Here is an 18,628-nt window from a genome sequence, read left to right as displayed (position 1 = left end):
CCTGTCATGTCCGACCTGTTGCGCGCCCCCGCCGAGATCAAGTACGCCGAGGAACTGGAGTGGCTGGAGTCCATCGACGACAACCCCAAGCCCTTCTCCTGGCGGCTGTCGCCGAAGATGGTCCGTCTGTTCATCCTGGGCTCCGAGCGCTCCGACGGCCTGGACCGGGAGATCTCGCAGAAGTGGTACGGCGACCGCAGTTTCGTCGAGCGTTCCATCGTCACCCTGGCCTCCGACCGCGGCCTGCTGCTCATAGGCGACCCGGGCACGGGCAAGAGCTGGCTGGCCGAGCTGCTGTCCGCCGCGATCTGCCGCAATTCCACCCTGGTGGTGCAGGGCACGGCCGGCACCACCGAGGACCACATCAAGTACTCCTGGAATGTGTCGATGGTCATCGCCAAGGGCCAGTCCCGGGAATCGATGATCCCCTCGCCGATCATGACCGCCATGGAATCCGGCGCGATCGGCCGCTTCGAGGAGCTCACCCGCTCCACCAGCGACGTGCAGGACGCGCTGATCTCGATCCTCTCCGAGAAGTACATCTCGGTACCCGAACTGGACAGCGACAGCATCGTCTTCGCCAAGCCCGGCTTCTCGATCATCGCCACCGCGAACAGCCGCGACCGAGGTGTCAACGACCTGTCCTCGGCGCTCAAGCGCCGCTTCAACTTCGTCCGCATCCCCGTGGTCACGAACAAGAAGAGCGAGGTGGAGATCGTCCGTTTCCGCACCGAGGAACTGCTGCGCCGCCACCAGATCGAACTGGAGGTGCCGCCGACGCTGCTCGACGTGCTGCTGCAGAGCTTCGCCGACCTGCGTGTCTCGGCGGCCGCGGCCGGCAGCGACGACGAGAAGCTGGAGTCCGCGCTGTCCACCGCGGAGCAGATCGGCGTGCTGGAGGACGCGGTGCTGCACAGCAACTTCTTCGGGGACCGCGCCCTCACCGCCCGCACACTGGCCTCCTCGCTCGTCGGGTCACTGGCCCGGCGGGAGCCCGAGGACCTGGCCATCCTCAACAAGTACCTGCACGGTGTCGTCGAGCCGCGCAGCAAGGAAGAGGGCGGCTCCTGGCCGGAGTTCCTGGAGGGCGGCCGCGACGCGATCGCCACCCTGTCATGACCAGCACCCACGAGGGGACCTTCGAAGGACTGCGCGGTCAGCTGCAGGAGGCCGCCGCGACGTTCGCCGACGGCCCCGATGCCCTGGAGGGCATCCTTCTCGGCATCGTCGACGACGTCGACCACGCGGTCCGCGAGCCGCTCGAGATCTTCCCCGTCTGCCATCACTCACCGGCCTCGGCGATCGCGATGGCCCGGCGCCTGCGGGAGAAACAGCCCAAGGTCGTGTACCTCGAACTCTGCGAGGACATGGCGCCGCTGCTGACCGAGCTGCGCAACTGCAAGCTCCCGGTGGCGGTCCAGTCGTTCGCGACCGAGGTCGACGGCTTCCCGGCCGAGTGGTCCCCGCTCTCGGTGGTCGCACCGATCACCGAGGCCTCCGCCGAGTACCAGGCGATCGCCTACGCACTGGACACACCGGGAGTGGAGCTGGTCCTCGTCGACCGTTCCTCGGACCACGTCTTCCAGTGGGACGCCCGTGCGACGGAGTCCGCCGAGCCGGCCGACCCGGACGCACCTCCCGCCGAGGAGGAGGCCGCGCTGCACGGCGACGCGGTCGGCGTGGAGATCGGTGACCTGCGACCGCGCTTCGCCGAACTGGAGGAGCACCTGCTGCGCCACGGCAAGGTGCGGCACTGGTCGGAGTGGTGGCACCAGTACGTCGAGCTGCCGCTCGGCGACAGCGACCACGACACCTACCGCCAGGTCATGCTCCTGATCGGAAGCCTTTTCCGGCGACTCGCACCGGGCGACGCCCACCGTGTCCGCGTGGACGAGGACCGCGAACGCTACATGTGGACCAGGATGCGCGAACACCTGGCCGCGACCGGCGCCGATCCCGCGGACTGCCTCTATGTCTGCGGCGCCTTCCACGCGGCCAGCCGCGTCGCTGAGTTCGGTGTCCACGGCACGGACACCTTCGAGATCAGCCCGCCCGGCGCCACCACGTGGCAGCACGGCCTGATCCCGTCCAGCCACGCGGCGATCGAGGCGCAATTCGGCCTCGCGGCAGGGTCGGTGTCCATCGCCGCGACAGTGTGGGCGAAGAACGTCCGGCGCACCCGCGTGGAGCCCTTCCGCCTGGCGGGGCAGGCGGGTGCGAAGAAGTCGCGGGCCAAGAAGGCGGCTGCCCCGGTGGGGCCCGCCCCGGAGCTCCCGCCCTCGGACAAGCTGACCGGATTCCTGCAGCGACCGCCCGCCCTGGACCGGCTCGACGAGGCGGAGCTGCTCGGCTGGTCGGTGGAGATCGTGCGCGCCGCCCGCCGCAACGGCTACCTCGCCTCCACCGCCGACGCCATCGCGGTGTTCGAGACGTCGATCCTGCTGGCCGGAATGCGCGACCGGGCCAAGCCCACGCCGTACGACTTCCAGGACGCGGCGGTCACCTGCATCGAGAAGGACACCGTGCCGGGCCGGCGCGATGTGCGGCGCCTCGTGGAGATCATGATGGGCGGCGACCGGGTCGGCCAGGTCGGCTACGAGGCGCTGCCGCCGCTGGCCCGTGACGTCCACGACCGGCTCGCACCCCTCGGCCTGAAGCTCCAGCAGAGCGGCGTACAGCGGGCACTCCTGGACATCGCCTCCCAGCCCGAACTGGAGCGGTGCTCCGACGCGTTGTGGATGCTTCGGTACCTGATGCCGCAGGGTGCCGCCCGCCCCATCATGGGCGAGCGGAAACTGGGCGAGCGGCCCATCCAGGAATCGTGGGACCTCGCTCTCGGCACCTACCAGCGTGCGCTCATCGAGCTCGGCTACGAGGGCGTCAGCATCGAGCAGGTGCTGGAGCAGCGACTGCGCCGCACGGCTTACGACCGGCGCGCCACCGCCGCGACCGTTCTGGAAGCCGTCGAGGACGCCACGCTGTACCTGCGCAGCCGCCGCCTCGCCGACGAGCTGGGCACACACGCCCTGGAGGTGCTGTCGGCCGAGCGCAGCGTCGACGGTGCGCCGGAGGTACTGCGCCGGGTGCGGCGGCTGCTGGCGTACTACCGCACCAGCGAGCCGGTGCTGCCGCCATGGATCGAGTCCTTCGCCAAGACCGGATACGCCCACTACTGCACCCTGCTGCCGACCGCCTTCACCGACGACGACGCCACCGTCCGGCAGGTGGCGGCCATGCTGGGTTTCCTGTTCAGCATGGAGAGCCTGGCACTGTCGCTGGGCTGCGACCGGACCCAGCTGGAACTGGCGGTGGGCCAGTCACATCCCGAGGAGCCATCGAAGACGGCCCTGCTGTGGGCGGCGCAGGTACAGCTCGGCCACCTCTCCCGGGCGGACCTGCGCGCCAAGTGCGACGGGCTGCTGGGCAACCCCCTGGTGGTGCCCGCCTACCCCCGCTACCTCAGCGGATTCGTACACGCCCTGGAACCCGTCCCGGGCCTCACGGACTTCGTGGTGGAGGCAGTCTCGAACGCGTTCGCACGGCTGCCGGATCCGGTGCTCCTGCCATGGCTGCCGACGCTGATCACCACCCTGCGATCGGGCGGCTCGGAGCTGGCTCCCCTGCTGATCCGTGAAGCCGGACGGACCTTCCCCGGCCGGCTCGCGACACTGGACGCATGGGTGCCGCCGTGGCGCTCCCAACCGTCCCCCGAAGCGGCGATTCCCGCACGCAGCACGGAAGGCACCCGCGGCTGCACCCTCCTCGCCGCGCACCCCGCGACATGCGACGCGGTGGCGGGCCTGCTGGGCTGCGAGGGTACGTGGGAGACGGCGGAGCCCGACCGTCCGGTAGGCGCGGCACTGCCGGGGCGCCATCCGGAGACGGCCGTCGCGCTGGAGGTGCTGCTGGCCGGAGCATGACCGCTTCGATGTGAGTACACGAGCACACGCGGCGGATCCGTCGAGGACAGCGAGTTCGGTGCGGGGCCTGCCGCCCGGCAGGACCGGCACCGGACACGACAGCCGCGGCAGCCGCGACGGGCTCGCTGTGCGCCGCGCGCCGTAGTGCGATGACTGATCAACCACACCCGTCCGGTCAGTCAGCAGACCCGCACGGTCGCGCCTACGGGCGTACGACAAACCGGTGGACGGTGGAATCACGGGCCTGGAATCCCAGACGTTCGTACAGCCGATTCGCTGCCTGACGGGACGGACGAGAGGTGAGATCGACCGTCCGTGCCCCAGCTGCGTCGGCCAGGCGAAGCGCCTCCTCGGTCAGCGCCGCTCCCACTCCGTGACCCCGCGCCGCCTCGTCGACCACAACATCCTCGATACGGCCGCGCAGACCCGACGGCAACGGAAACACGATCAGAGTGAGCATGCCGACCGCTCGGCCGTCGACCCTGGCCAGCAGCAGGGTGTTGGCGTCACTGCGCAGCAGCCGGGCCACCGACTCCGCATCGGGCGTACCGGCCGTGCTCGAAAGCTGGGGCAGCAGCCGGGCGATTGCTTCCACCACTTCATCGGTCGCCTCGCGGACGACCTGTACCTCGACGCTCATGAAAGGTGACCCTACCGACAAGTCCCGCGAACGCGGTGCGGGAACGGCGGCACGGGGCGTCATCTCCGCCGCGAAACACCTGGTCAGGGTGGTGTTGTGATGGGTGGTGAATGCCCTGGACGGCGAATCGCGGTGCGTGATTCGATGAGGGATGACTTCGTTCTGGATGGGGAAGCGGATACGTCTACGGGGGATCGAGCCGGACGACTGGACCGCGCTCATGCGCTTCGCCGAGGACGAGGAGGGGCTGGGAGACTTGCTGAACCCGCCTCGTTCTGCCGAGAGCCATCGTGCCCGGGTGCAGGAGCAGGCTGTCGCCAAGTCCGACGGGGACTGTTTCCAGTTGGCGATCGAAGCCGCCGACACGGGTGAGGTCGTCGGCGCACTGGGCTCGTACCACGCCGACGCGCGTTCGGGCTGGTTCGAGTACGGCATCACGATAGGGGCCGAGTTCCGGCGCAATGGGTATGCGGCGGAAGCCGTACTGCTGTTGCTGCGCTACATGTTCGCCGAGCGGCGGTTCCACAAGTGCCAGGCACGGATCTTCGCGCACAACGCGGCCTCGCTGGCACTGCACCGCCGACTCGGTTTCGTGGAGGAGGGCCGCCTCCGCGATCATGTGTTCATGGCCGGACGGCACCACGATCTCGTCCTGATGGGCGTGATCGCCGACGAGTTCGCCCAACTGCACACGGCCGGCGAACCCTGGGGCCGGCCTCTGGATCCTGCGCCGAACGCGACTTGAACCAGACGAAGTACATTCAATGCGGGGAACACGAGTGGCGATGCCTGTGCTCCGCTCCGGCCGAGACGATCAGGGCGGCGGCGGTCATCGCGGTGAGGAGCGCCCAGGCCGGGACGAAGCTGTGCGTGAGGTCCTTGAGCAGGCCGAGTGCGGGCGGCACCGTGACGATGGCGATCTGATTGGCCGACATGGCCAGCCCGAGGGCGAAGCCGGTCCTGCCCGGTGGGGCGGATTCGGTCACGTAGGCGACCCACGGGCCGTACCAGCCGAAGCCGAAGAACCCGAGCCAGACGAGCAGGCAGCAGGCGATCGTGGGTGATCGCCCCAGCGGTGTCATCAGCACTGCCATTGCGATGACTACGGCGACCATGCAGGTCATGACGGCGCCGTACCGTCCGGACTTGCTGCGGTCGCTCCACGCAGCCAGGCAGATTCGGCCCACGACGCCCGCTCCCTGGGCCACCACCAGCACAAGGGCCGCCGTGCCGGCGCTGACGGACGCCGCTTCGTGGAGGTGCAGCACAGTCAGGATGCCCACGCCGGACTGCACCGATATCAGGGTCGTCCCGGACAGCATGATCTTCGCCATCGACGGTTCGCGGAGCATTCGTAGCCGAAGGCCGAGTTGGGACCTGAGTGAGGCGCGCGTCGTACTGTCCTGAGACATGACCTGATTGGTCTCGACGGTCTCGACGGTCTCGACGGTCTCGACGGTCTCGGTGGGTGGCCGGCGGTAGAAGCCCATGAAGACGGCGGATCCCAGGAGCGCGACGAAGCCGCCGGCCAGAAGTGTCGATCGCCAGCCCAGGGTGATCGCGAGGTAGGGGAGCACCGCCGAGGCGAGCGCGGCGCCCAGTGGCAGACCGGCCTGACGGATGCCCATCGCGAAACCGCGCTGAGAGGCGTCGAACCAGGACGCGACCGACTTGCTCCCGCCGGGCTGAACCGTGCTGTATCCCGCCCCTACGACCAGCAGGACACAGAGCAGGGCCCCGTAGCCGGGCGCGAGGCTTCCCGCGCACAGGCTCACCGCGACCGCGCAGGCGCCCGCTCCGACGACCCAGCGCTCGTCGTAGCGGTCCAGTAACTCCCCGGCCACCAGCAGGCCGATCAGCGGAGCCAACTGGGCTGCCGAGATCAGAAGACCCAACTGTGCGGTGCTCAGGTGCAGTTGGGTCTGAAGATGGATGCCCATCGCGCCGATGCCCTGTACGAAGAAGCCGGACGCCGCCTGGGTGAAGGTCGCGATGCCGAGGACGACCCAGCGGAAGGGGTGAGTGTGGGGAGCGAGAGGAGTGGGGGAGGGGCTGCGGTGAGGGGTCACGGGCGCCAGTACAGCGACGGATCGGGGTGGTTGGTGAAGCCGAGGTCGCGATAGAGCGGTTCGCCCTCGGTGGAGGCGTACAGGTCGACTCGGGCGACGTCGCTCTCCCGGAACCAGTCGAGCAGTCCCCGCATGATCTCGCGGCTGTGACCGCGCCGCCGGAACCTCGGGTCGGTGACCACGCCGATCACCTGCCCGATCCGGCCGTTGCGCAGGTGCGGCCCGGGCAGTCGTTGTTCGATCGTGCCGATGCCACAGGCGGCGAGGCCGTTCTCACCGTCCACGACGAGGATGCGGACGGTGCCGGTGCCGGAGCCGGAGCCGGAGCCGGAGCCGGAGCCGGTGTTGGTGTTGGTGCCTGTGGACAGCTGCTCCTTGAGTACTGTGGCCAGAGCATCCAGCCAGTCCTCGCCTCCCGACGCGGGGGCGAAGAAGTCACCGCCGAGGTTCTCGAACAACATCGCCCGCAGGCGCACGAGTTCCGCGATGTCGTCCTCCGTCGCCTGCCGTACCTCGGCGTCGTTCTCAGTGCGTGGTCTCATGACCACCAGACTGGTGTAATGGTCTTATGCACCTCAACCCTTACGGCGAGGATGTCGTGAACCTGGCCGCGGATCTGGCCAACCGGCGCCCGGCGAACGCCAAAGAACTCGCCGGCCGCTGCCGTGCGGCCGGCCTGGTGCTTGAGCATCCGGTCACGGCACAGGATCTCGACCGCACCCATGAAGTGCTGGACGCGTGGGAGAAGGTCGTCGATGCCGACGACGAGCACGGACGGGCCGAGTTGCTCAACCGGATGCTGGCAGCGGCCGCCGCCCACCCGAGGCTGACCGACCACGCCGACGACGGCTGGCACCTGCACTACCGCGACGACCGGCAGCCGCTCGGCGCCCTGCTGTTCTCGCTGATCTCCGTCGGCACCGCGCTGCATCTGGCGGGACGGGGCATGCGGCGGCTCGGGCGGTGCGCCGTGACCGAATGCACCGTGATCTTCGCCGACACCTCCCGTACCGGACGGCGGCGCTACTGCTCCCAGCGGTGTGCCAACCGCGACGCGGTACGTCGGCACCGCGCGCTGCGGTGACCGACCACGACTGCTCCGGTGCACTTCGGGGGTCTCTGCGGTGTGACGGGCCCCGAAGCGCGCCCTGGGCCGAAAAACCAGTGGCCCCGGTGGATCGGTGCCTGGACAGTGGCAGGTTATGTCCATCAATCCTCCGCCCGGCCCCATGTGTACCCGTGACTCGATCGCCTCCGGCCTCCGTGCAATGGGCCTGCGCGCCGGTGAGACCCTCCTGGTGCACTCCTCGCTCAGTTCGCTCGGCTGGGTCTGCGGCGGTCCCGTCGTCGTCGTCGAGGCGCTGCTCGATGCCCTCGGCGACAGCGGGACTCTGGTGGTGCCGACCCACTCCGCTGACAATTCGGATCCGGCGTACTGGGAGAACCCGCCCGTGCCCGAGGCGTGGTGGGTGGACATCCGCGCCTCGACGCCGGCCTTCGACGCGCGGACCACTCCCACCTTCGGCGTCGGTGTCGTTCCGGAGACCGTACGTAACTGGCCGGACGCGGTGCGCAGTTGTCATCCGCAGACCTCTTTCGCAGCCATCGGCCCACGCGCCGCCGCGATCGTGGCGGGTCACGCGCTCGACTGCCGGCTCGGCGAGCACAGCCCCCTCGCCCGCCTGGAGGAGGGCGGGGCGCGGGTTCTTCTCCTGGGGGCGGGCTTCGAATCCTGCACGGCGTTCCATCTGGCCGAATACCGGGTTCCCTCGCCGCAGACGGACAACTCCTTCGCCGTCATGACTCCGCAGGGCCGGGTGTGGGCAACCGTGCGTGACACCTCGATCTCCTCGGAACGCTTCGACGAACTGGGAGCGGCCTTCGAGAAGGAACGCCGAGTGGTGCGAGGCGTGGTGGGTGGTGCGCAGGCCAGGCTGTTCGACCTGGCCGACGCGGTCGGGTACGCCGAGGGCTGGCTTTCCGAGCACCGTCCGCGCGCATCCGCGACGTGACCGGATCCGGCCCGGCTCTGCTGCCGGGCCGGGCCGGCCGGTGTGGGATCGGGCGTGGGAGCCGGAGTGCTGAGGTGCGGTGGAGCACTCCGAGGTACACGGTTGGATCACGAACTCGGCCTGCCGATCGCCAGGACGGCGGTCACCGACTGGCGAACTCCGTACGACGGTCGGTCACGGATACAGGGCCGGGCCCTTGGTGTGGGAGGCGAGCGATCGCGGAACTCACGGCGGACCATCGTGACGTGGCGGAGTCCTCCGCACGGATCGAGGGGCAACTCGTGGGGCATCGGCAGCGGCGAGCGACCCGAAGGAGCATCGAATGCCGGCCCTCGGAAGGATCAGGCACGTAAACGGCGCTCCCTGCTGGGTGAGCCTGATCGTTCACGATCTGGGCGCGGCGCAGACCTTCTACGCCGACGTCATGGGCTGGGAGTTCGTCGCGAGCACCCTCGGCAGCAACTTCTCCGTGGCCACGGCGCACGACCGGCCCGTAGCCGGGATCGGCTGCTGCTCTCCCGCCGCCAGCCCGCCCGCCGTCTGGACCCCGTACTTCGCCGTGGACGACGCCGACGAAACCGCGGACCGGGTCAGGGAGCGGGGCGCCACACTCGCCGTCGGGCCGGTGAAACTGGCCGAGGGCCGCGCGGCGATCGCCGCCGACCGGGACGGCGCCGTGTTCGGCATCTGGGAAGGCATGGCCCTCGCCTGGTCGGTGGGGCGCGGCAGCGCACCCGCGCGGCTGGACCTGCAGACACGCCACGCGTTCGAGGCGGCCATCTTCTACGCGGGGATCTTCGACTGGGCCCAGCCTCCCGGCGGCTGCACGGTCGACTACGCGGAGGACCACGTCCGCGTCAGGCTCGAAGGACGCACCGTTGCCACCCTGCGTGGCGGGGGCATCGAAACCGCCGCGGACCCCAGAATCCGGCCCCGGTGGATCGTCGACTTCCGGGTCGAGGACGGCGCACGCGCCGCGGCCGCCGCCTTCGACGCCGGTGGTGAGTCGTCATTGGTCCCCGCACTGGACGACCCGTCGAAGGACGCCTTCATCATCCGCGATCCGTATGGGGCGCTCTTCACCGTCTCCGGCCCGTGACGGCAGCCCCTGCTCGCACCACGACCGCGGGCGCCGTCCTCCCGACGAAGCAGCTTCCCGCTGAAGCGGCGTTCGGGGCGGCCTGAGCCACCGTCACCCCGGGGCATCGGCTTCCGGGACTGTCCGAGGGGACGGAAACTCGCTTGAGTGATCGCAGTCTGAGGAATGCCTTAAGGCATCCATAAGAATTGCCCGCTGCCGTTCCGGGGGGCCGGTTTCCGGGATTTGCGGGGTTAGGTTGCTGATCGCCGGACCGCGGAGATGCCGTGCCGAATGGCCGTCCCGCTGGTCTGTCCCCCCGGAGATCATCGTTGGTGAGGAGTTCTTCCATGACCGTTCGCCGTAAGGCTGCCGTGTGTGCCGCTGCGGGTGGCGCATCGCTTGCGCTGACTTTTTCGCTGAGTGTTCCGGCGTCGGCCCACGGGTCGATGACGGATCCGGTGAGCCGTGTCGCCGCCTGTTATGCGGAGGGTGTGGAGTCGCCGCGGTCGGCGGCGTGCAAGGCGGCTGTCGCGGCCAGTGGAAAGCAGGCTTTCTACGACTGGAACGCGGTGAACATAGCGAATGCGGCCGGGAAGTCGAAGCAGATCATTCCCGACGGGAAGCTGTGCAGTGCGGCGAACGACAAGTACCGGGGCCTGGATCTGCCGCGGGCGGACTGGCCGTCGACGAAGATGTCCGCGGGCAGTCACACCTTCCGTTACAAGGGCACGGCCCCGCACAAGGGTTCGTTCGAGCTGTACATCACCAAGGCGTCCTACGACCCGGCGAAGCCGCTGAAGTGGTCGGACCTGGAGGCGCAGCCCTTCGTGGAGGTCGCCGACCCGAAGATGGAGAACGGCGACTACGTCTTCCAGGGCCACGTTCCCGCCCGGTCCGGGCGCCACCTCATCTATTCGATCTGGCAGCGCTCGGACTCTCCCGAGGCCTTCTACACCTGCTCCGACGTCGTCTTCGGCAAGAACGGGAAAAGCGGCGGTTCCACTGCCGCCGCGCCGGCGGCGTCCGCGCCCACGGAGCAGAAGATCGCGGACGGCGCGGCGAAGTCCTCGGTCCAGCACCAGGGGCACGGCGCACAGACCGGCTCGGGCGCCTCCGCCGCGCCGAGGGCCGCCGGTCCGGCCGCCGAACCCGAGGTCAACGGCGTCAACGGTGGCGTCGACGGCCCCACCGGACAGGCCCCGGACACCGAACTCGCCGAGACCGGCGGCAACAGCAGCACCCCGTACATCGCCATCGCCGGAACCGCAGTACTGGCGATCGGCGCCACGGCGGTGTTCGCCCTCGGTCGCCGTCGCTCGGCGGCAGGCGGCCGCTGACCTCCCCTCGCCCCGTGCCGCAGCGGCCTCTCGCCGCGGCACATCAAGTGGCAATGCGGCGAGTCGAATCGTCCCGATGCCGCGTGCTCGTGCAGGGCGCTGTTGTCGCAGCCCACACCGCGACGGCGCACTGGCGCGGGCGGACCGTACCCCACACCCCTCACCCGCGGGTGCTCCGGCAGGCAAGACGCGGTGGTTCAGGAAGGAAGCGTCGTCGTGAACAACAGACCATCCCGAGGTGCCGACCACCTTGCGGCCATATTTGACGCACTCCCCGACGGCCTCGTGCTCGTGAACAGCAACGGCACGATCGTCAATGCCAACACCATGGCCCTCGGCATGTTCGAAATGCCCGGCACCGTGCTGGTCGGTTGTGGGCTGTTCGACCTGCTGCCGGACTTCGACCCACGCCTCCTCCCGGGCTCGATGCCACTGCCCGGGGACGCCGACGGTCAGGGCCGCACCCCGCCCGCACGCATGGCCGCCCGGCGTGCCGACGGCAATGAGTTCGCCGCCGAGGTCACCGGCGTCCACCTGGACGACCGGCGCGAGACACTCGACCCATACCACGGCTACAGCGATGACCGACTTCTCCTGCTGGTGGTGCGGGACCTCGCCGGAACCCTCGATGCCGAGGTCGAACTCGGGTGCTGGGAAAGGCAGTTGGAGATGATCCTGCGGGCCGCATCAGAGGGGGTCGTCGGTACGGACACCGAGGGCCGCGTCGTACTGGTCAACCCTGCCGCGGCACAGATCCTCGGCTACCGGGCCAGCCGGCTCGGCGGACGGCAGCTCCACCCGCTGGTCCTGCACTCCCGGGCCGACGGCGAGCCCTTCCCGTACGAGGAATCACCGCTCTGCGACACCCTCGGATCCGGCCGCAAGCACCGGGTCCGCGAGCAGGTCCTGTGGGCGCAGGAAGGCGAACGGATCCCCGTCGACATCACCACCGCACCGGTACGCGACGGGAGCCAACTCGTCGGCGCGGTCATGACGTTCACCGACCGGCGCCCCTACGAACAGCTCGCCCGGAAGCACGAGGCGCAACTCGCCGACCTCACCGAGCGGCACAACACCGAACTGGACCGGCACGAGGAGCGCTACGCGGCCCTGGGCGCCCGGCACGCGCAGCTGAAGGCCGTCCTGGACGGGGCCCTGCACGGGTCTCTTGAGCGCCTGTGTACCGAACTCGGGACCCTGGCGGCCGACGACGCCTTTCACCTGTGGCCGGAGGCCAACCAGCTCCTGCAGCACCTGTCGGCCGGATACGCCCGGATGACCGCCCTCGTGAACAACGTGCTGGGATATCAGCGGCTCGACGCGGGCACGGACGGGCTGCGCAAGAAGGTCGTGCTGCTCGACCAGGTGGTGGACGACGGCATCGACGAAGCCGTCGATCTGATCGGCCCGGGCCGGCTCCGGTTCTCCGTGGACACACCGCCGATCGAGGCGGAGATCGACCCGGAACGGCTCGCGACCGCGCTCGCCCACCTCGTCGCGGACGTGGCGGGCAGCGACGATGTCATGGGTGCCGCGGATGTCGACCCGACGATCGTCGTCGTGGCAGCACGGCGGGCCGACACCGTACGGATCGAGGTCCGCGGGCCGCACATCGGCGGCGATCCCGTGCATCAGCCCATCGTGCGGGGGATCGTCGCCGCGCACGGCGGTGTGGTGCGGACGCGCGAGGTGCGGGAGACGGGCGGGACCGCGTACGCCCTCGAAGTGCCCGTCGTGGCGGGCAGAAGAACCACCACCTCGCCGCCTTCCCCGGATACCCCGCACACCCTGCCCGTTCCGAGGTCTTCCGCGGAGGCCCCGGACACCGGTGGCAGCGGCCGTCGACGTGCCCGGCGCACTGCCATGGACATGGTCCCGCGCAGCTCAACGGCTCCTTCCCGCAACGGGCCCGCACCGACCGGCCGTCGCCGGGGGCGCCCCGCCGAAGGCATCGTGGTGACCGCGTCCGAGGGCGCGAAGAAACACGCCGCGCCCGGAGACGCCGTGCATCTGCACCGGGTGCGAGAGGGAGCCCCGGCCCCCGTGCACGCCGGCATACCGACCGTCGAAGCGGACGACGACGTGTTTTCCGTACCGCTGTCCGCCGGGAACGGGCGACACGTGCTGGTGGCCGCGCAGGAGTGGCCTGCCACGGCGGTGGCCGCGCAGGAGTGGCCCGGCACGGCCGAGGCCGTGCCCTGGGTCCGGTTCGGGACGGCACCGGACCGGGTGGAAGGCGTCCCCGAGCTGATGCCGGCGCCCCCGGAGTGGCCCGAACCGCCGCTCCCCGCCCCTGCACAGTCACTGCCCGGCGGGGTGACCCTGTACCCCGCACCGGACGTGCTGGACGCATCGGTCACGGAGTTCCGGCAGGGCCCCGCATTTCCCGCCCGAACTCCGGCCGGCGCATGACCTTCACCGTCACGCCGAATGAATGCTGACTGCAGGCGGCCGCGCATCCGATCCGAAATCCACACCCGGCACCATTGGATTCCGGAAGATGTGGCAAGGACCGTGAATTCGCCGTGCACGAATCGTGCGAACCGGTCGCCGTAGCACCGTTCTTATTCGGTTCGAAAGCCGGACTCAAGAAAACCTTAAGGATCTTCAAGGAATCCGCTTCCGGCGTTTTCGTGAGATTCCGGCAGCTAGGTTCAGCCCTGTGGAAACCCGGGACCATCCTGAAGTGAATATGAACCCCTCCGCGTTTTGGCCGACGGTTACTCCGGTGGGCCGGCGGCGCGCCGCACGCACCGGACCGACGTCCCCCGGTCCGGCTCCCGGCCCGCGGCATGCCGCGAGCCGGCCGGCGTCCGCGGCGTCCGCGCGGACGAGGCACCGCGGGCAGCCCGCGCGGTCGCGCCGCGAGTGTCTGGCACGAGTCGCGAAACAGGCCTTCCCTGCCGGGCCCCGACTCCCGGTGCCCTTCCGGATCTCTCCGAAGTCCCTGCGGGGAGGGCTGATTGCGGGTGTCCTCTGGGTCCTGGCCCTTGGGCCGTGGGCATGCGGCCGACGCTCCGGCTCGACGAGTTGTTCGCGACGTTCGCCCATCTCACCGGCCTGCTTGCCGGCTATGGAGCTCTGGGCATGTTCTTCCTGATGGCACGGGTGCCCGCCCTTGAGCACGGCGTCGGCGCCGACCGGCTCGCGCGCTGGCATTCATGGAGCGGGCGCTGGGTGCTGCTGTTGTGTCTGGGGCATGCGCTGCTCGCACTGTGCGGATCCGCCGCACGCCATGGGAACGACCTGCTGACCTCCGCCTCGCAGATGCTCAGCCGTACGCAACTGGCGCTCGCCACACTCGGACTGGTGCTGCTGTGTGCTGCCGGAGCTGTGTCGGCGCGGTCGATACGCGGCCGGATCCCGCACGAGACCTGGCGGGCGGTGCACCTGCTCACCTACCTCGGAGCCGCGCTCGGGGTCGCGCATCAGATGACGGGTCCGGACCTCGCCGACAACACCTGTGCCTTCTGGCTGTGGGCGCTGCTGCACGCCACGGTCGTCGTGCTGCTGGTCCGGTACCGGCTCGTCGTCCCCGTACGCCAGGCGCTGAGGCACAACCTGCGGGTCGTGGAGGTCAAGGCCGAGGGGCCCGATGTGTTCTCGGTCGTGATGGCGGGGGACGGCCTCGACGAACTCCGGGCGGAGGCCGGGCAGTTCTTCCGCTGGCGGTTCCTGCAGCGCCGGGTCTGGCACTCCGCGCTGCCGTTCTCGCTCTCCGCGCCCGTGCGGGACAACAAGCTGAGGATCACCGTCAAGGCGGTCGGGAACCACACCCGGCGGATCCGAAGGCGCAAGCCCGGTACGCGAGTGCTGGCCACGGGCCCCTTCGGTGCCATGACGGCCCAAAGACGCAAGCGGCGAAAGGTGTTGCTGCTCGCGGGCGGCGTGGGAATCACACCGATGCGGGCACTCTTCGAGGCGTTGCCGGGCGGGCCCGGCGACATCACCCTGCTCTACCGGGCCGGCAGTGAGGAGCAGTTGGTACTGCGGGAGGAACTGGAGGCCATAGCCGCGTTCCGTCAGGCGGGACTGCACTATCTGCTCGGCCCGTCCGACGCCTCGTTCAATCCGCTCGCCCCGCAGACGCTGCGCAGTCTGGTCCCCGACCTGGCCAGGCGCGACGTCTACCTGTGCGGGCCGCACGGCATGACCGTCGCGGCAGAGGCGGCACTCGTCCAGGCCGGGGTTCCGCCGAGGCGGATCCACACCGAGAGGTTCGCCCTGTGACGAGAGCCTCTGTTCCGACGCCGGTTCCGGCCGTCTGGTTTCGTTTTCGTCCTGTCCGTTCCGGCCGTTCCGTTCCGGCCGTCAGGCCTTGGCCCCGGCCGTGGACGTTCCGCGGAACGTCCTGTCCGCCCTCCCGCCAAGGCGGCACCACGCAGTGCCTGGCCACCTGGTTGGCGACCGCGCTGCCGTGGTCCCTACGCACGATGCGCAGGCACACGTCGACACCCGCGGCGGCGCCCGTAGCGGTCAGTACATCGCCGTCGTCCACGAACAGGACCTTCGGATCCAGGTCGACACGCGGGATCCACTCGCGGAGGCAACCACTCACATCCCAGTGCGCGGTGGCCCGGCGGCCGTCGGCACGAACGCACCGGTGCGGATGGACACCATACGCGCGTCGGGCCGCACCACGGCCGGCGCGGCCGCCACAACCATGAACGACAACGGCACGAACACCGACGCGCAGACCATGCGCGCCGTCCGACAGCACGAATTCGGCGCACCGGAGGTCCGGAGAGATCCGCATCGCCGTACGCGCGGCGGGAGTCAACCCCACGGACTGCCGGCGCCGCGCCCGCGGCCTCTTCCCGAAGGGCCCCCTGACCCTGGGACGGGACGTCTCCGGAGTCGTCGAGTCGGCCGGTCTTGGCATCACCATCTTCCGACCGGGCGACGAGGTCTTCGGCATGCTGCCCCACCCGTACGGCGTCGGCGCGCACGCCGAGCCGTCGCCGACCTGGCCGCCTCCGGCGCACTGAGGCCAGGGCCGGAACGCCGGCTGAGTGCGGCGGGGCGGGGCGGCTGCCGGGTTCTCTGCTCCCCGCCCGCACCCGCCCGTACCAGCCCGTCCATTCGAACGCCGGCGACGCTCCGGAGTCGCGCATCTACACTGTGCTGACTTCTCGCAATGGCGCGAGGACGTGATCACCACGGGGGCCCCATGGGATTCGGCTTCGGGCAGCGGCGCAGCGGGCAACCTCCCGCCGAGCGGACCAGCTTCGTCGGACGCGCCGAGGAGATCGCGCTGATCCAGGCGGCCTTCGGCGAAGTGCGGCTGGTCACGCTGGTGGGCCCCGGGGGTGTCGGCAAGAGCCGCACCGCGCTGCGCGCGGCGGAGGGCCTGCGGGAACGGTTTCCGGACGGAGTGTGGCTGGCAGAGTTGTCGGCTCTATCCGACCCGGAACTGGTACCCGCGACGCTGGCCACCGTGCTGGGAGTCCCGGATCAGGCCGGGATGGAGCCACTGGACGCGGTCGTCGACCATCTCAAGGGGCAGCAACTGCTCATCGTGCTCGACACCTGCGAGCACATGATCGACGCCTGCGCCGTACTCTGCGACGTCCTGCTGCGCGAGGCCGCCGAGGTGTGCGTACTGGCCACCAGCCGGCAGCCCCTGGACGTGGCCGACGAGCGGACGATGCCGTTCGCGCCGCTCGGAGTGGACGATGCCGTGGAACTGTTAGCGGGCCGCCCGCGTGCTGCCCGGCTGGACCGTCACCGAGGCCAACCGGACACAGACGCTGGCGCTCGTCGAACGGCTCGACAGAATCCCGCTGGCCCTCGAACTGGCCGCCGTCCGTCTGCGGGTCGCACCACTCGCCGAACTGGTGTCCCGGTTGGACCGCCGGTTCGAGGTGTTCACCGGCGGGCAGCGCGCGGCCTGCGCCCGGCACCAGACGCTGCGTACGACCATCGGCTGGTCCCACGAGCTCTGCACCCCGGCGGAGCGCCTGCTGTGGGCACGCCTGTCCGTCTTCGCCGGACCCTTCGGACTGTCGGCCGCGGAACGGGTGGGCGGGGGCGACGGGCTCCCGTCCGACGCCGTCCTGGAGGCGCTGTTCGGCCTGGTGGACAAGTCGGTCGTGCAACGCGTCGGCGAGGACGGGGCGCGCTACCGGCTCCTGGACACGATCCGTGAATACGGTGCCGAGCGCCTCGACGAGGAGAGCGACGCGGCCGACGTGCGCGGGCGGCACTTCGAGCACCACCGCGACACGGCCGGTCGCCTGTGGGCCGAACTCATCACCCCGGCCCAGGCCCAGCTTCATCAGGCGGTACGCGGCCAGATCGCCGACATCCGGGCCGCGATGAAGTACGCCTTCACCGCCCCGGGCCGCGCGGCGGAAGGGCTGAGCCTCGCCGTGCAGCTCGCCCCGCACTGGCGGGCGACCGGCACCCTGTCGGAGGGGCGGTACTGGATCGACAAGGGGCTCCGTCTGGTGCCCGAGGACTGCGCGGAGCGGGCCTGGGGCCTGTTCATGTCCGGTGTGTTCGCCACCTGGACCGCCGACCTCGCGGAGGCACCGACCTTCTTCCGGGACGCGCGGGAGGCGGCGCTGAACTGCGACGAACAGCGCGTGGCCATGTTCACCGAGCCGTACATCGGGGCGATGCGAGCGCTCTGCGGCGAGATCGAGGAGGGGCTGGCCGAGCTGGAACAGGGGCGTCGGCGGATCGTCGCCGTGGGCGACTCACTCGGCATCAGCATGGTCCATTACGAAGGCGCGCTGCTGCGGGCGGTGCTCGGGGACACCGACGGGGCCCTCGAACTGTGCGAGGTGGGGCTGGCCCATCTGCACAGCACGGGCGATCGTCAGTTCTACGGGTCCACACTCATGGCGGAGGGCCTCATCCTCTGGCTCGCCGGACGCCACGAGGAGGGCGCCGACGCGCTGCGGCAGGCCCTGGACGCCATGAGCGAGATCGGAGACGTGTTGGTCGCCGCGCTCTGCTGCCTGGGTCTGGCCTGGCACGCCGCACAGCAGGAACGCCACGTCAGGGCGGCATGGCTGCTGGGATACGCGGAAGGCGCGCGGCGGCTCGGCGGTGACCCCGTGGCCATGCTGCCGTCCGTGCTGGAACAGCAGGAGGCGACCCGGAACACCGTGCGGGAAACGCTGGGAAACACGGAGTACGAACGCTGGTACGGCGTGGGGGCCCGGCTGTCGGGGACCGAGATCCTGGACGCGGTCCGCGCGGACACCGACAGCCCACTGGCCGGGCAGCGACTGCCCCGCAGCCGGCCGGGGTCCCCGGCGACCGACGTACTCACCCCGCGGGAACGGGAAGTCGCCACGCTGGTCGCACGGGGACTGTCCAACCGGGAGGTCGCCGAGCAACTCGTTATCTCCAAACGGACCGCGGACACACATGTCGAGCGCATTCTCACCAAGCTCGCGATCGACTCACGCACCGAGATCGCGTCGGTGCTGAGCCCCTAGGGTCTGTCCGGCGCATCAGAGTCGGACAGACCCTGACGCTCCACCCGAACTGATCGCCAACCACCAGAGGCTGACGATCCGTTCGGCGATCCTCCGGGCCGGGGCGACGACGGTCTGC

The 18,628-nt window shown here is 70.0% G+C and carries 13 protein-coding genes and 3 pseudogenes; 11 read left to right on the top strand and 5 right to left on the bottom strand.

Translation table 11 applies throughout. The features are described 5' to 3' along the window. Window positions 1-6: 6 nt before the first annotated feature. Together ABZ622_RS20200 and ABZ622_RS20195 are read left to right on the top strand one after the other, a co-directional pair. On the top strand, window positions 7-1,119 hold the full coding sequence (locus tag ABZ622_RS20200) for an AAA family ATPase (protein WP_360544943.1): 1,113 nt from the start codon (window positions 7-9) through the stop codon (window positions 1,117-1,119). Next, on the top strand, window positions 1,116-3,920 hold the full coding sequence (locus ABZ622_RS20195) for a hypothetical protein (protein ID WP_360544941.1): 2,805 nt from the start codon (window positions 1,116-1,118) through the stop codon (window positions 3,918-3,920). The genes ABZ622_RS20200 and ABZ622_RS20195 overlap by 4 nt, the downstream gene beginning before the upstream one ends. Before the next feature lie 202 nt (window positions 3,921-4,122). On the opposite strand, the gene ABZ622_RS20190 is transcribed toward ABZ622_RS20195, so the two are convergent. After that, the gene (locus tag ABZ622_RS20190; protein ID WP_360544939.1) at window positions 4,123-4,560 is read right to left on the bottom strand and encodes a GNAT family N-acetyltransferase; all 438 of its coding nucleotides are present in this window, start codon (window positions 4,558-4,560) and stop codon (window positions 4,123-4,125) included. A 151-nt stretch (window positions 4,561-4,711) separates the two neighbouring features. Here ABZ622_RS20190 and ABZ622_RS20185 point away from each other — a divergent pair, with 151 nt between their 5' ends. Further along, window positions 4,712-5,305: a GNAT family protein gene (locus tag ABZ622_RS20185; RefSeq protein WP_360544937.1), complete on the top strand. Its 594-nt coding sequence runs from the start codon at window positions 4,712-4,714 to the stop codon at window positions 5,303-5,305. 16 nt (window positions 5,306-5,321) lie between these two features. Here ABZ622_RS20185 and ABZ622_RS20180 read toward each other — a convergent pair whose 3' ends face one another. Together ABZ622_RS20180 and ABZ622_RS20175 are read right to left on the bottom strand one after the other, a co-directional pair. Then, the gene (locus ABZ622_RS20180) at window positions 5,322-6,629 is read right to left on the bottom strand and encodes an MFS transporter (RefSeq protein ID WP_360544935.1); all 1,308 of its coding nucleotides are present in this window, start codon (window positions 6,627-6,629) and stop codon (window positions 5,322-5,324) included. Further along, complete coding sequence (locus ABZ622_RS20175) at window positions 6,626-7,171, bottom strand: GNAT family N-acetyltransferase (RefSeq protein WP_360544933.1); 546 nt, start codon at window positions 7,169-7,171, stop codon at window positions 6,626-6,628. The genes ABZ622_RS20180 and ABZ622_RS20175 overlap by 4 nt, the downstream gene beginning before the upstream one ends. Before the next feature lie 26 nt (window positions 7,172-7,197). Between ABZ622_RS20175 and ABZ622_RS20170 the strand changes: the two genes are divergently transcribed. From ABZ622_RS20170 to ABZ622_RS20145, 6 genes and pseudogenes are all read left to right on the top strand, one after another. Then, the gene (locus ABZ622_RS20170; RefSeq protein WP_360544931.1) at window positions 7,198-7,713 is read left to right on the top strand and encodes a CGNR zinc finger domain-containing protein; all 516 of its coding nucleotides are present in this window, start codon (window positions 7,198-7,200) and stop codon (window positions 7,711-7,713) included. Window positions 7,714-7,831: 118 nt separating this feature from the next. Further along, a complete protein-coding gene (locus ABZ622_RS20165) occupies window positions 7,832-8,641 on the top strand; it encodes an AAC(3) family N-acetyltransferase (protein WP_360544929.1) in 810 nt (269 codons plus the stop codon). Between the two features lie 370 nt (window positions 8,642-9,011). Further along, complete coding sequence (locus ABZ622_RS20160) at window positions 9,012-9,740, top strand: VOC family protein (RefSeq protein ID WP_360544927.1); 729 nt, start codon at window positions 9,012-9,014, stop codon at window positions 9,738-9,740. A 329-nt stretch (window positions 9,741-10,069) separates the two neighbouring features. Next, window positions 10,070-11,059 carry a lytic polysaccharide monooxygenase gene (locus ABZ622_RS20155; RefSeq protein WP_360544925.1) on the top strand — a complete coding sequence of 330 codons (990 nt, stop codon included), beginning with the start codon at window positions 10,070-10,072 and terminating at the stop codon, window positions 11,057-11,059. Window positions 11,060-11,275: 216 nt separating this feature from the next. Then, a pseudogene (locus tag ABZ622_RS20150) lies at window positions 11,276-12,793 on the top strand (PAS domain-containing protein); the annotation flags it as partial. Between the two features lie 1,269 nt (window positions 12,794-14,062). After that, window positions 14,063-15,289 carry a ferredoxin reductase family protein gene (locus tag ABZ622_RS20145; RefSeq protein ID WP_360544923.1) on the top strand — a complete coding sequence of 409 codons (1,227 nt, stop codon included), beginning with the start codon at window positions 14,063-14,065 and terminating at the stop codon, window positions 15,287-15,289. A gap of 121 nt (window positions 15,290-15,410) precedes the next feature. Here the strand turns inward: ABZ622_RS20145 and ABZ622_RS20140 are convergent. Continuing rightward, window positions 15,411-15,718 (bottom strand): annotated as a pseudogene (locus tag ABZ622_RS20140) (AraC family transcriptional regulator); the annotation flags it as partial. A 40-nt stretch (window positions 15,719-15,758) separates the two neighbouring features. Here ABZ622_RS20140 and ABZ622_RS20135 point away from each other — a divergent pair. Then, window positions 15,759-16,014 (top strand): annotated as a pseudogene (locus ABZ622_RS20135) (alcohol dehydrogenase catalytic domain-containing protein); the annotation flags it as partial. Window positions 16,015-16,457: 443 nt separating this feature from the next. Here ABZ622_RS20135 and ABZ622_RS20130 read toward each other — a convergent pair. After that, the gene (locus ABZ622_RS20130) at window positions 16,458-16,598 is read right to left on the bottom strand and encodes a hypothetical protein (RefSeq protein WP_360544921.1); all 141 of its coding nucleotides are present in this window, start codon (window positions 16,596-16,598) and stop codon (window positions 16,458-16,460) included. A gap of 166 nt (window positions 16,599-16,764) precedes the next feature. Here ABZ622_RS20130 and ABZ622_RS20125 point away from each other — a divergent pair, with 166 nt between their 5' ends. Continuing rightward, window positions 16,765-18,510 (top strand): LuxR C-terminal-related transcriptional regulator, encoded by a 1,746-nt coding sequence (locus tag ABZ622_RS20125; RefSeq protein ID WP_360544919.1) that lies wholly within the window; start codon window positions 16,765-16,767, stop codon window positions 18,508-18,510. Window positions 18,511-18,628 lie beyond the last annotated feature (118 nt).

Origin of the sequence: Streptomyces sp. NPDC007164 (assembly GCF_040634135.1) — a bacterium.
In the GTDB taxonomy this organism is placed as follows: domain Bacteria; phylum Actinomycetota; class Actinomycetes; order Streptomycetales; family Streptomycetaceae; genus Streptomyces; species Streptomyces sanglieri.
Note: the sequence above shows the minus strand (reverse complement) of the source record. Positions and strands in the feature narration are given on the sequence as shown.

Bases quoted from the DNA above. Each gene is read 5' to 3' on its own strand.
- ABZ622_RS20185 (WP_360544937.1), top strand. From the start codon at position 4,712: ATGACTTCGTTCTGGATGGGGAAGCGGATACGTCTACGGGGGATCGAG.
- ABZ622_RS20170 (WP_360544931.1), top strand. From the start codon at position 7,198: ATGCACCTCAACCCTTACGGCGAGGATGTCGTGAACCTGGCCGCGGAT.
- ABZ622_RS20145 (WP_360544923.1), top strand. From the start codon at position 14,063: ATGCGGCCGACGCTCCGGCTCGACGAGTTGTTCGCGACGTTCGCCCAT.
- ABZ622_RS20200 (WP_360544943.1), top strand. From the start codon at position 7: ATGTCCGACCTGTTGCGCGCCCCCGCCGAGATCAAGTACGCCGAGGAA.
- ABZ622_RS20175 (WP_360544933.1), bottom strand. From the start codon at position 7,171: ATGAGACCACGCACTGAGAACGACGCCGAGGTACGGCAGGCGACGGAG.
- ABZ622_RS20190 (WP_360544939.1), bottom strand. From the start codon at position 4,560: ATGAGCGTCGAGGTACAGGTCGTCCGCGAGGCGACCGATGAAGTGGTG.
- ABZ622_RS20165 (WP_360544929.1), top strand. From the start codon at position 7,832: ATGTCCATCAATCCTCCGCCCGGCCCCATGTGTACCCGTGACTCGATC.
- ABZ622_RS20195 (WP_360544941.1), top strand. From the start codon at position 1,116: ATGACCAGCACCCACGAGGGGACCTTCGAAGGACTGCGCGGTCAGCTG.
- ABZ622_RS20155 (WP_360544925.1), top strand. From the start codon at position 10,070: ATGACCGTTCGCCGTAAGGCTGCCGTGTGTGCCGCTGCGGGTGGCGCA.